We start from the raw sequence: 13443 nt of genomic DNA, 5'->3' as shown, positions 1-13443 counted from the left end.
ACATAATGAAAAAATATATTTCAATTTTAACGGTCTTGGTCTTCTCTTGTCTAAGTTGCACAGAGGACTTTTTAGAAAAGTTTCCTACTACAGATATCAGTGAACCTGTTTTTTTTAATTCAGTAAAAGATTTAGAAACCTATACCAACGGTTTTTATGATTATATGAGTGCTAGTTCTAGAGATTTATCTACCGATGATCAAACTAGGTATTCGGAAGGGGATCAATTAGCCAGTAAACTAAAGGGAATGATGAGCTCTGCCAACAGTGGTTCCTGGAGTTGGGGTTCTCTACGAAACGTCAATTACTTCTTGGCTCAGTATAAAAAAGTAGTAGGTCCTGAAGCAGAGATCAATCATTTTGTTGGATTTGCACGGTATACTAGAGCGCGTATTTATATTGAGAAAATTAAAGCCAATGGAATGGCGCCTTGGTACGATCAACCTTTGGAAACATCGGACACCGATCTGTTATACAAAACACAAGACTCTAGAGTGTTTGTAGTGAATAAAATTATGGAAGATCTAGAATTTGCAGCGCAACATTGTAAGGCGACTAACACTAGAGAGAAAATCTCCAAATGGGCAGCTTTGGCTGAAATCTCAAGATTCTGTCTTTATGAAGGTTCGTTTAGAAAATACCATACAGAACTGGGATTAGCGGATGCTGATGTCTTTTATGCTAAATCGGCTGCTGCTAGTATGGAGATTATCAATAGCAATAAATTTGCGATCTATAGCACAGGAAAATTCGATAATGATTATAACAACTTGTTTAAATCAGAAGATTTGAGCTCTAATCCAGAAGTTATACTACAATTGGATTTTGATAAAACACTAGGGAAGACTCATGGAGTTGTAGTAGATGCTTATTGGGGTTTAACCAAGTCATTAGCAGATAGTTATTTAATGAAAGACGGTTCTAAATTTACGGACATCACGAACTTTGATAAAAAGAACTATACAGAGGTGTTTGCCAACAGAGATCCTAGAATGAAACAAACCTTTATGGCTCCAGGTTATATTAAACCCAATACCTCTAGTGAATTTTTAGTGAGAGCGACCTATGGCGGGTATACCCAACAAAAGTTCCTCCATGATGATAAGGATAAATCACAATGGGATGCACCAACTGATATGGCTTTGTATCGCTATGCAGAGATCTTATTAAATTATGCAGAAGCGAAAGCAGAACTAGGTACGATCACACAAATGGACGTGGATAAAAGCATTAAGTTGATTAGGGATCGTGTGAACATTCCCAATCTTAATATGGCTACGGCCAATACAAATCCAGATGCCATTCAAGCCAATTATTATCCAAACGTGAAAGGGGCTAATAAAGGGGTAATCTTAGAAATTAGAAGAGAACGTAGAGTTGAATTGGCCTGCGAAGGATTTAGAGAGACTGATATGTATCGTTGGGCAGCTGGTCCTACTTTAGCAAAGGCACAATTCGGTATGTATGTGCCCGCTTTTGGAGCAATAGATGTAACGGGGGATGGTAAAGCAGATATTGCCATATTAAATTCTCCAACAGAAACTGCACCAATTGCAGCCCTTCCTAATAAAGATGCCTTAATTAAATATTATGTTAGTGATGGTGGTTTTTATCTCACAGAAGGAGATCATGGTTTTATCGGAATGAATGCTGATATCAGTCAACCCAAATCCTTTATTGATCCCAAATATTATTACTACCCAATACCCAATAGTGCTATAGTGGTGAATCCAAATTTAAAACAAGCACCAGGATGGTAACTAAAAGAAACAGTTAAACATTAGAGAATTAGAAAGTAAAGAGAGGCTGCCCATAAGGGTAGTCTTCTTTGGCATTAGAGAAAGCGATACGATAACAGGGCTCTTTTCTCAGATAGGGCCTAAAGGTAGATGCTGCTATTATTTAACAAGAAGGTAAGATTATGTGAGTTTTAAACAGAACTCCATATTTTTTCGGACTATCTAGTAGTAAATGCAGATATTAGAGCTTGTGTTTTTTCAAATCATAACAAAATAGATTTCAAATTTAAACCCAAAAAAATCCGAATGAAAAATAAACTTATTGCACTTTGTATACTTTGCTTGTCTTTTCAAGTAGATGCTCAAATAAAAAAAGCCAAACACATCGTCTTAATAGGCTGTGATGGTTTTGGTGCCTACGCAGTACCACAGGCTAATATGCCCAACTTAAAGAAATTAATGGAAGGAGGTTCATGGTCTTTAAAAGCCAGAGCAGTATTGCCTTCATCAAGTGCCGTGAATTGGGCTTCGATGATTATGGGAGCAGGATCTACGGAACATGGTTATACAGAATGGGGTAGTGCTACACCAGAAATCCCTTCTGCTGTTGTCACGCAGTACGGATTATTTCCTTCTATTTTTAGTGTAATTAGAGAGCAACGTGCTTCGGCTAAAACATCAGTAGTATATTCATGGGATGGTATTGGACCACTAATTGAAAAAGACGCTATTAGTTTCGTCATTCCGGGAAAAGGAGATGATGATTTTACCACAGAGCAGACCGCTGAGGTGATTAAAAAAGAGAAACCTTTATTAACGTTTATTCACTTAAGTGAACCAGACAATACAGGACATGGAATAGGTCACAATACACCAGAGTATTACGCGCAACTTCAGAAAGTGGACGCTAGAATTGGAAAAGTTTTACAAGCGATTAAAGAGGCCGGTATTGAAGAGGAAACGATTGTTATCTTATCGGCAGATCACGGAGGAACAGGAAAAGGTCATGGTGGTAAATCTTTAGCTGAGGTAGAGATTCCGTGGGTAATCAGTGGTCCAGGAGTAAAAAAGAACCATGAAATAAAAGATGTGATCATCACTTATGATACGGCAGCTACTATGGCCTGGATTCTAGGTTTGAAGGCACCTCAGAGCTGGAGAGGTAAAGCAGTACTGGATAGTTTTAAATAGACTTTATAGTTTTTAAAGAAGTCTAATGATGACTTTATTCTTACTACAATTTATTGATTTCATATCACTGGTTTAGAGGGCTGGTGGTATGAAATTATTTTTTATTATTGAAAACGACAAACACTGTTTTTTCTATGGAACGCAGAAAATTTATAAATCAAATGGGTGTTGGAGCTTTAGCCACGATGGTACCCACCACTTTATTGTCTTTTACTCCGCCTATTGTCTCAGAAATGAAATCTAAAACGTTGAGGTTTGGTATCGCGACTGATGTGCACAAGGACTTAATGCCTGATGCGGACGCCCGCTTGGAAACCTTTATTAAGGAAGCCATGGATCGAAAAGTGGATTTCATTATTCAAATGGGGGATTTTTGTATGGCAGATAATAAAAATAAAGACTTTCTAAGGATATGGGAAACCTACAAAGGACCTAAATACCATGTGCTGGGGAATCACGATATGGACCGACACTCCAAAGCAGAGATGTTGGATTTTTGGGGTATGCCCAAAACCTATTATTCCTATGACTTTGATAATTATCACTTCATTGTTTTGGATGCTAATTTCTTATATGAGGACGGAAAGTTTATCAACTATAATAAGGCTAATTTTTACGTGGATGATAGTATTTCCACTTTTATAAACGATGAGCAAATAGAGTGGTTTAAAGCCGATCTAGAAGCGACCAAATTACCCACTATTGTTTTTTCTCATCAAAGCTTATGGCATTATCAATGGGGCGTTAAAAACCGTTTGACTTTGCAAAGAATAATGGAAGCTCAGAAAGACAAAGTGATCTGTTGTCTCAATGGACACAATCACCTTGATTATCACCATCATCAAAATGGGATTGATTATATAGAAATCAATAGTATGTCTTATCAATGGATGTCTAGCAAATTTGCCAGCAAGGAGCGTTTTGCAGAAGCTTTTTATAAAGACTATCCCAATTTACCCAACATCGCCGCTTACAAAGATCCATTGTACGCCTTTGTTACTTTGGATAACAAGGGAACTATGGCCATTGAGGGAGTTAAAAGTCAATGGATTTCACCTTCACCCTATGAGATGGGAATGCCTAAAGGCATTGAAGGATTAGTATACTCAGCAGAGATATCGGATTATAAAATTAAATTTTAAATAAGGGATGTAGGCTGCTTTGTCTGAAACTTGAGGATACTTAATACCTTATGTCCTAAAAACAAAGAAGAGGATCTTACGAGCCTCTTCTTCGGGATTAATGTGTTTATAAAGGTCACTTTTCCTTTAATACTTTTTCTAAATAGACTATTTTATCTTTTTCAGCTTGCACTGGACGTTTATAAAGTTTGATTGATTAGACTAGGAATTTTAAAGATTCCCAGTCTAATTTTAAATCGAATAGTACTATTGCCTATTTGCTAAGTGGATTTTGAACGATTTTTGGATTAAAGTTAATCGTATTTTGAGAGATTGGGAACAATACTTCTTTATTGGCTGTCATAGAAGGAACCAAGTTGGTTTTATTAAAACGAACTAAATCCCACCAAGCTTTACCTTCAAAGGCTAATTCCTTTAAACGCTCATTTAAGATAACATTGTCGTTAGCAGCTGGTGAAACATTGGTGAAAGAAGCCGAAGCATCCGCTCTTTTCATCACCAAATTCATTTCCGCTGTTGGGTCTTGCCCTAAAGCGTTTTTGATTTCTGCTTTCATCAATAAAACATCTGCCCAGCGGTAGATAATAATATCACTCACAAATCTTCTAGTGGTGCCATCTACTGTTCCGTTGTATTTCACTAAACCTGTTACTACAGGAACCGTACCGTTGTAAAGGGTTAAATAAGTCGCATTTTTTCTACTGTCTGTGGTCGCAAAGTTAAATCGTGTGATATCCGGTTGTACTCTAGAAATACCCGCATTTCCTGCTCCAGTTCCTAAAGTTCCAAAAGTAGCGGTTGCTTGTGCAGCACTTAAAGGCGCAAAATCACTTGGACCAACAAACATAAAAGAATTCCAGTTATCCGCTAAATTAGATGGTAAATCCGCTACAGAATAACGAACAGCGAACAGAACTTCCGCGTTGCCCTTTTTGTCATAAGCGAAAACATCTTTAAAATTAGGTAATAAAGTTGGAGTGGAAGGGATTGCATTGATAGCCGCTAAAGCGAGGTTCAAATCAGTTGCCCCTCCGCCTAATTGTTTAGCAGTCCATAAATTGACGTCCGCTTTTAAGGCATAAATTGACGATAGGGATAATTGGGTAGTATTGGTTCCTGAATCTGGAAAATTAGCAATAGCCAAATCGATATCTGCTTTTATAAAAGCAAAGGTTTCTGCTAAGGTGTTACGGGGAACAATATATTGCGATTGATTGGTGTTTTCAGTTGGTTCGGTAACCACTGGAACTCCACCCCAAGAACGAGCCATGATAAAGTAACATAAAGCACGCATGGAATATGCCTGTGCTAAATACCTTTTTTGTTCTTTTGCTGTTGTTGGACTGAAAGCAATTTTTGGAACATATTTTAAAATCAAATTAGCTTGGTGAACTACCGTATACAAGCCAGCCCAATCCACATCAATGTTTTGAGGTGTTAAGTTGTTGTTGTAATAATTGGCTAGCGTTAGTGGTGATTGAACGCCACTGGTTATTTCAGCACTTCTAGCGCCACCCAATAAATAATAATTTTGTTGGGTTTGGACTCTAAAATTAACATACATGCCGTTTACCCCAGCTTTAGCATCGTCTTCGGTTTTCCAAAAACTATCAGAGGTGATCACACTTTCAGAGGATAATTCCAAGTTATCTTGACACGAGTTCAATAGGGAGAGGCCTGCAAAAAGTATGGTATATAAAAGAAATTTCTTTTTCATGATTTTAGTATTAAAATTTACAAACTGATATTTAAACCAAGGATAATGTTTCTAGGAACTGGATAAGTACCAGTAGATCCTGCAGCACTAAGTGCTAAACTAGATCCTCCATCTATTCCTTGTACTTCAGGGCTTAAACCGCTGTACTTAGTAAAGTAGAACAAGTTACTTCCTGTTACATATACACGCAATGAGTTTAATTTTGCTTTTTCTATTATTGATTTAGGGAAATTATAGCTAAAAGTAATTTCTCTTATACACAAATAATCTCCGCTTTCATAATAACGGCTGTTTCCTTGAAACATATTGGTATTGTATGCAGCACCGCTGGCTTCTGATCTAAATAAATTGTTTTGATTGGTTTGATCTGCCCAACGGTAACGAGGTACATTGGTAACATCACCTTCTTTTTGCCAAGATTGCGCACTTTCTGCCAATAATCCGTAGTTTCCTTGAAATTGACCTAAGAAACGAGCTCTAGCCTCATTGTAGATTGTCGCTCCTAAAGAGTAATCTGTTCTTACTGTTAGAGCAAATCCTTTATAAGCCGCATCAAAATTAAAACCTCCTACGAATTTAGGGAACATATTTCCCATATAGGATCTATCTCTACTATCGATCACACCATTCTTATCGGTATCTTCAAATATAGCATCTCCAGGGAATTTTTTGCCAGTTGGATTACCACCTCCAGCAGCCGTTTTGGTTACATAGGTATCATGAGTAGTTGCGTTATAAGCATCTGCTTGGGCTTGAGTAGAAAGAATCGATAGTTGTTTGTGGGCATAAAAATTACCAATTTTTTGTCCTTCTTGCAAACCTCCCACATAAGTGTAGGCACCGCTTTTAGCATCCCAAATTTCAGTTCCACCAATTCTATTGTTGATATTACCATTAGATGGAAGCTGCTCAATTACGTTGGTATTATGAGAAACGTTTGCTCCCACATTAATTTTTAGATCATTTCGGTTATAAACATTAGCAATAACTTCTAATTCGAAACCTTTACTTCTTAATCCTCCAAGATTGGTTAAAACGGTAGAGAAACCACTGTTAGAAGGAAGCGTTAAATTGGTTAATAGGTCAGAGGTAAGTTTGTTGTAGAAATCTCCAATTACTCTAATTTTATCTTCGTTTATTCCCAAATCAAAACCAGCATTTACCGTTTCTGATTGTTCCCATTTTAAACCTGGATTGGCAATTTGCGAATTGATTATGGCCGATTGTCCATTGTAACTATTTGGAAGGCCATTTGTTGTACCAGAATATAATCCTCCAGCTTGAAAATCGCCTAAAGTACCCAAGTTACCATTTACTCCATAACTTCCACGAAGTTTGAAAGAGGTTGCAAATTTAGGCATTACATGGCTCCAAAACTTTTCTTCTTGTAGGTTCCATCCTGCTGATATTCCAGGGAAGAAACCGTATTTATTATCAGGTCCGAGACTTGATGCTCCATCGTATCGGAAAGAGGCTGTAGCAAAATAACGACCTTTATAATCGTAATTAACACGGCCAAAAACACTGTTTAAGACCAGTTTGGTATTGTTGCTGTACACAGAAACCGGAATTGGAGAGGAATCTAAAGTTTGTGCCAAATCAGATGGACTTCCTTTTCCTGAGGCATTAAACGTTTTTATGGTTCTATCGAATTTAGACACTCCCAATTTTGCATTGAAGTCACCAACTTGTTCCCAAATTTTGTTGTAAGTGAAAACCCCTTCGTATTGCACTTGTTCAATTTGATTACTTAAACGAGTAGCCATACGTGTATTGTCTACTAAACCACTACTTCCACTCAAAAAGGCTTGTTGGAAAGTATTATCATTTTCATTCTCACTATAAAGAGATAGGGAAGGAGTGAACGTTAAATCTTTAGTAATTTTTAAATCACCATCTACACCCATCTGCAATTTATTGTTTTCATTGATCCCTTTGACTTTACCCATTTGATACAATGGATTTCCGTTGATGTTATTTTGACCAGGGGCCAAGCTACCATCTTCTAAGTATAATTTGGTAGTTGGGGAGTTTCCTAAATACCTGTTGAAAACAACGCTATTGGCTACTACTTGATTGTTGCTTGATTTGGAATATAAAACGCGACCGTTTATCGTGAAATTATCTGCAATTTTCAGTGATGCATTTAATTTACCCGTAAATCGTTGGTAACCGGTAAATATGGTGATACCATCTCCTTTTAGATAGCCTAAACTCAAATCAAAAACGCCAGTATCGCTACCGCCACTAAAACCAAGATTATGACTTTGAGTAACGGCATTTTGAAACAATACATCATTCCAATTGGTACTTTTGTACATGATGGTATTAGCAGGATTTAGAGGGTCAGCTACTTCTTGCCAGCCTTTGGCTTGCAATTGTCCAACGGTATCAGATGATAGATTGGATTTTAGCAAAGTAGCAAATGGCGTATTGTTTTGCAGGTTGTTCCCTGTTCCAGCAGGTGTTGCTCCTGTTAATTGCCCTAATCTTGCAATACCTGTTGTAGTGGTAAGCCCTGCAAGTTCGGCAGCATTGTAGATACCTGAACGTTGGAATTTGATATAATCGCCACCATTCATAAAGTCATATTTTTTATTAATTTGACTGTGTTGCGTAGAGACATTATAAGTGACCTTAAGTTTGCCCGCTTTACCAGTATTAGTGGTGATGATAATAACACCATTTGAAGCGCGCGCTCCATAAATAGAAGTAGCAGCGGCATCTTTTAACACTTGAAGAGATGCAATATCAAAAGAGTTAATATCATCTATTTGATTACGAAGAACACCATCTACGATGTACAATGGAGTAGCTCCCGCTGGATTATCGATAGAGGTTCCTCCACGAACTAAAATATTAGAGGCTTTACCAGGTTGTCCAGAAGCTGTTTTAACGACTAACCCAGTAACGTTTCCTTGTAGGGATTGGGTTACGTTGGAATACGGAACGTTTTCAAGTACTTTTTTATCTAGTTTAGAAACGGCAGTACTTAAGGTTCTTCTATTTTGAGTACCGTATCCTACGACGATAACTTCATTCATTTGTTGACCTATTTCTTTCAAAACAATAGTAAGCGGCGTAGAACCAATGGCCACTTCTTGTTCTTGAAGACCAATATAACTAACGACTAAAGTAGTGACATTATCAGGTACTTCAATAGCGAAATTTCCATCAAAGTCCGTTGATGTACTAATTGTAGTTCCCTTGGCGACAATATTTACACCAGGCAAAGATTCTCCTTTTTCGTTGGTTACTCGTCCCGTAACTTTTTTCTGAGCTAGGTTATTTTTCGTTACATTTTTATACGTAATGACATTGTTTTTTCCGGTTTTCGCAACAACTAGTTGCATAGTAAACAGTAAGAGCAACGTAGAAGTTAACTGAATAACTTTTCCGGGTTTAGTAAACCTATAAGTCTTAGGTTTGCCTTTTGGTAATAATTTCATACTTTTGTAATGGTTTGGTTAATAATAACTTAGTTAAAGGTCTATTTATTCATTTCCGAATCACTGTTCCCTTAAAAGGAACTGGCCAGCAATGTTTCCAGCATTGACTGGCTTTTTTTATGATTAGAAAATAAAATTTTGTTACAAATGAATTTGTATTGATATTTAATATCTTGATCTTCAATTTTTACTACAATAAGAACTTAATTTTCCTGCTATTCTGGTTTTTCCTTTTTTGACAGAACTCTTTTCAAAGCAACTTGGTTAGGGCTGTTTTATTTTTTTATTTAAAAAAATATTCGAGGGTAATAAGCGGTTTTAAATGCTACTTACAGTCGTTGTGTTATTTTACGATATGCGAGTAATACCCTTTTGATATACGAAACAGATCAAGATAAAAAGGAGTTAAATAAATATAACTAGGGAAATTATAGTAAAATAATTTATTTAAGCATTGTAAATATACATAATATTTTAACATCTACACTAAACTTATTAAAAAGTTTTAATAAGTTTTTTAAATAAAGTGAAATTTAATTGCTGATGTAGGGAGATAGTATCCTTTCTTTGATAAGGCAACAGGCACCAATGACACCAGCATGACTACCTAATGTAGATTTTTTTAATTTCATATCACGATTGACCAGAACTAAAGAATATTTTTTCAAGGAAGATTGAATAGGAAATAAAGCAAAATCACCCAGTTGGGCAAAATCACCACCTACGACTAATAAATCGGGATTGAATATGTTAAGCAGTATGGATAAATAGCGACCCATTTTTTCGCTTTGTTGGGTGATTAAATCGATACACAGACTATCTTCTAAATGGAGAGCTCCCTTTATAATGGCTTGGTGCTGTAGGATGGGAGAGTTATCGTCGAGTTGTACTTTTGACTGTCTTCCTTGTATTATAGCTTCTTTGAATTGATTGATTAAAGACCAGCCAGAAATTTCTGTTTCTAAGCAACCCATTTTTCCGCATTGACAGATAATATTGTTGTTGAAAATTGTACTGTGGCCAAATTCTCCAGAGTAGCCTGATTTACCATAAGATAGTTTTCCATCTGTAATCATTCCAATGGCGACACCCCAGCTATAATTAACAAATATGATGTTTTGCTCGTCATCGACTACACCTTCACAGTATTCCCCAAAAGTCATGGCACGGGTATCATTCTCCAAATGAACGGGAAGATCTATTTGTTCGGAAATGATTTCGGTTAAAGGTCTGTTTTCGTCAAAGAAATAATTGTAACTAAAACCTTCCTTTGAGTTGATACGGCCTGAGAAGTTGATGCAAACACCAATAATCATTTTTTTCTCTACCGAACTATCTTTTATAAAGGAATTGATTAAGTTGCAAAACTCCAATAGAGAACTTTGAGTGTTTTCTAAAGTAAAAGAAGTTCCTAGTTCCACGGTGACTAGTTCGTTTTTTATATTTTGCAATCCAAACGAGATACTTGAAAGACCTACTTCGACCCCTAAAAAGTAAGCACAAGTTGGGTTGATACTGTACAGAGAAGGTCTTCTTCCTGCACTATTGGTAATTTTTCCCATATCCAATACGTAGCCTTCGACTAATAATGCATTTATAGCTTTGGTTACAGTAGGGACACTGGATTGTAGCTCGATACTTAATTCAGCAATTGTCAAATTACCTTGAGATAATAAACGCTTGGTGATGGATTGCCTTAACAGGTGCCATTTTTGACCTGAAAGTGTTTTGTTTTTACTAACGTCTAATAAATCTTTTAAACTCATTATTGTGCTTCTTAATGTAATTAAAGTATATACTTACAAAACTAACATAGTTTTTAAATAATTAGTAAAAAATATCCTTAAATATTAAAATATTTTTTTATTTGATCTTTTTATAGAAAGTGCAACAAAAACTAAGAAAGAATAAATCCCAGTTCATTCCAGCATTGACGGTAGTTGATCGTCGTACATGAAGCTAATTTTTATAAACAAACCAAATTTTGTAAATCATACTGTTTTTTTAAAATTCATTAAGTCAACGTTTACAATACGGGAATATCACCACGAAGACAATATTTCAACCTTAAGCAGTCCAATGTTACATATTGCGATGTCATTTTATCAAAATTAAAAAGCACAATAATTATTTAGCATTGAGCTATTATAATAATGACTATCCATATAGATAGCTGACTAGTAAAGTGAATATCAATTAGGTCAAAGCATTTAGCAATCTCAATAAAGAACAATGAATCTACTCCGCAAGCCGTGCTTATCTTCAATTACTTCGTAATAAAATCAGAAGCATTTATTGCCAAAGGAGGAAGAAAATACCTTGATTAAAGTTATTTTACAATTGGACTCTTTGGATTATCAATGGTTCAAATAGATACTGTCCTCAATAAGTGAAACACTAGTTGAGGACAGTTGAATTTTATAGGTTGTTTTGGGACAAAAAGACGTTAATAACCAAAGTTTTGATCTTCTGGAGCTACTTTTTCATTAGAGTTTATCTCACCCAATGGTATTGGAAGGAACAAATTCTTTTTTAGGAAATCTTCTGTGATCGCACCATTATTATAAATGTAATCTCTGAATTGTCCAGAAGTAACACCATTGGTAACTTCTAAATTGTATCTAAAGAGAATGTTTTTATTGTTATTATGAAGATCAAGTACTTTTTTCAAATAAGTAGTTCCTCTGCGACGAATCTCTTCAAACATGTTTGGTTCTCCAGCCATTTCGAACATTCTTTCAAAAAAGATTTTATCGCGCATCTCACTTTGACTCAAGGCACTTTGAACTCGTGGATAGGTAGCTCCTACAACAGATGTTCTTGCACGGGTCAAAACTTGATTTAAATAAATTAGTGCCTGTCCACTATTGTTTAATTCATTTTCAACATCTGCCATCAATAGCAGTAAATCGGCATAACGGAATAGAATTAAGTTTTTTGGATCGTATTGCGCATTGGCAATTACAGTAGAGAGCATCTTGTTATTCAACGGATTTAATGATTTTTCATTAGCCGTAGTGTTTTTCCAAGTGTTTCGAACCGAAAGAGGAATGTTAGTATCGTTAAAGTCATAATCCGGATTTGTCGGTGTACTTCCTGCATTTCGAGCAGCTGAAGCATATACATCGTAAATAACTGGAGCCGTAGGAGTTCCGGTGTTAAACAAAGGATAAGCACAATAGGTTTGGGCCGTATTGGAACCATTTACAAATTTCGATAAATAGGTAGAAGCCATACGTGGATCATCAGGGTAAGTACCACGATGAAGGTCATAAAATGCTCGGTCCATTTTTATGTTACCAAATGACGGTTGAAGTGCAGCAATTCTAACACCATTACTTGGTCCAAAATTGAAGGAGGCACGTAGGTTGATACCAATAGCATCGGTAAAGTTAACTTGGAATATCGATTCTGTAGAATTACTATGTGTCACCCATAAATCGGAATATTTAGTGGCAAGAGTGAATTTTCCAATGGCTTTATCACCATAAGTCTTTGCTAATTTATACAATGCAGTTGCATCTGTTCCATCTGCTTGAGCGTGGTTGGCCATCATCCAATAACATTTAGCAAGATAGGCATTAGCGGCATCTTTTGTTGCTAGCCCTTTCATACTTTCGGTTAAGGGTAGGTTTTCTGCTGCAAATACTAAATCACTAACGGCTTGATCATATACCGCCGTTCTTTCACTTAGTGGATTTTGTAGGTTGTCTGTTGAAAGCGTTTCGGTGATGATAACGGCTTTTCCAAACAAGTTGGCTAATTGAAAATAAGCAAATCCTCTTAAAAAGTGAGCATGTGCAATGGCTCTAGTTTTATAGGCCGCCGATAGCGTAGAACCCGCCATTCCATCCATTAAATAATTGCTTTCTGCGATTACTTTATAGAATCCTCCCCATACAAGACTTACCGAGGCATTTGCTGCGTAAATATTAAATCTAGCCGTAGTTTCTAAACGATCACCATCACTTCTTCCCCAATAAATACCATTATTTAAGGTGGCTTCATGTAATTGTTGCCCATAAAGACTACTATTTCCTAACCAACCATAGTTTTGCATGATAACGGACTCGGCGGTGGTTTGACTGTTGAAAACAGTGGTGGAAGTTAAACTGTATTTAGGATCTTCATCTAAAGAGCAGGATGTGCTCATGATGGATACTAAAACAAGTACTAAGTTCACTATATTGAATTTCATTTTCATA

At 36.3% G+C, this 13443-nt stretch carries 7 protein-coding genes; 3 read left to right on the top strand and 4 right to left on the bottom strand.

The window, feature by feature from the left end; genetic code table 11:
* Positions 1-5 precede the first annotated feature (5 nt).
* The 3 genes from AC51AA_RS04390 (at position 6) to AC51AA_RS04380 (ending at position 4072) form a co-directional block, all read left to right on the top strand.
* Positions 6-1760 carry a RagB/SusD family nutrient uptake outer membrane protein gene (locus AC51AA_RS04390; protein ID WP_500704510.1) on the top strand — a complete coding sequence of 585 codons (1755 nt, stop codon included), beginning with the start codon at positions 6-8 and terminating at the stop codon, positions 1758-1760.
* Between the two features lie 285 nt (positions 1761-2045).
* Positions 2046-2930, top strand: coding sequence for an alkaline phosphatase family protein (locus AC51AA_RS04385; protein WP_500704509.1), 885 nt, complete (start codon positions 2046-2048; stop codon positions 2928-2930).
* Positions 2931-3064: 134 nt separating this feature from the next.
* A complete protein-coding gene (locus tag AC51AA_RS04380) occupies positions 3065-4072 on the top strand; it encodes a metallophosphoesterase family protein (RefSeq protein WP_500704508.1) in 1008 nt (335 codons plus the stop codon).
* A gap of 253 nt (positions 4073-4325) precedes the next feature.
* Here AC51AA_RS04380 and AC51AA_RS04375 read toward each other — a convergent pair whose 3' ends face one another.
* The 4 genes from AC51AA_RS04375 to AC51AA_RS04360 form a co-directional block, all read right to left on the bottom strand.
* Positions 4326-5789 carry a RagB/SusD family nutrient uptake outer membrane protein gene (locus tag AC51AA_RS04375; RefSeq protein ID WP_500704507.1) on the bottom strand — a complete coding sequence of 488 codons (1464 nt, stop codon included), beginning with the start codon at positions 5787-5789 and terminating at the stop codon, positions 4326-4328.
* 17 nt (positions 5790-5806) lie between these two features.
* Positions 5807-9238 (bottom strand): SusC/RagA family TonB-linked outer membrane protein, encoded by a 3432-nt coding sequence (locus tag AC51AA_RS04370; protein WP_500704506.1) that lies wholly within the window; start codon positions 9236-9238, stop codon positions 5807-5809.
* A 533-nt stretch (positions 9239-9771) separates the two neighbouring features.
* Positions 9772-11004 carry an ROK family transcriptional regulator gene (locus tag AC51AA_RS04365; protein WP_500704505.1) on the bottom strand — a complete coding sequence of 411 codons (1233 nt, stop codon included), beginning with the start codon at positions 11002-11004 and terminating at the stop codon, positions 9772-9774.
* Positions 11005-11684: 680 nt separating this feature from the next.
* Entirely contained in the window at positions 11685-13442 is a 1758-nt protein-coding gene (locus tag AC51AA_RS04360) for a RagB/SusD family nutrient uptake outer membrane protein (protein WP_500704504.1), read from the bottom strand.
* Between the last annotated feature and the right edge of the window lies 1 nt (position 13443).

It is taken from the genome of Flavobacterium sp. OHVDL-2026-0007 (assembly GCF_059882335.1).
The sequence above is the reverse complement of the archived record's forward strand: the minus strand, read 5'-3'. Positions and strand labels throughout refer to the sequence as shown.

Coding starts and splice junctions, on each gene's coding strand:
- AC51AA_RS04390 (WP_500704510.1), top strand. CDS start 6: ATGAAAAAATATATTTCAATTTTAACGGTCTTGGTCTTCTCTTGTCTA.
- AC51AA_RS04385 (WP_500704509.1), top strand. CDS start 2,046: ATGAAAAATAAACTTATTGCACTTTGTATACTTTGCTTGTCTTTTCAA.
- AC51AA_RS04380 (WP_500704508.1), top strand. CDS start 3,065: ATGGAACGCAGAAAATTTATAAATCAAATGGGTGTTGGAGCTTTAGCC.
- AC51AA_RS04375 (WP_500704507.1), bottom strand. CDS start 5,789: ATGAAAAAGAAATTTCTTTTATATACCATACTTTTTGCAGGCCTCTCC.
- AC51AA_RS04370 (WP_500704506.1), bottom strand. CDS start 9,238: ATGAAATTATTACCAAAAGGCAAACCTAAGACTTATAGGTTTACTAAA.
- AC51AA_RS04365 (WP_500704505.1), bottom strand. CDS start 11,004: ATGAGTTTAAAAGATTTATTAGACGTTAGTAAAAACAAAACACTTTCA.
- AC51AA_RS04360 (WP_500704504.1), bottom strand. CDS start 13,442: ATGAAAATGAAATTCAATATAGTGAACTTAGTACTTGTTTTAGTATCC.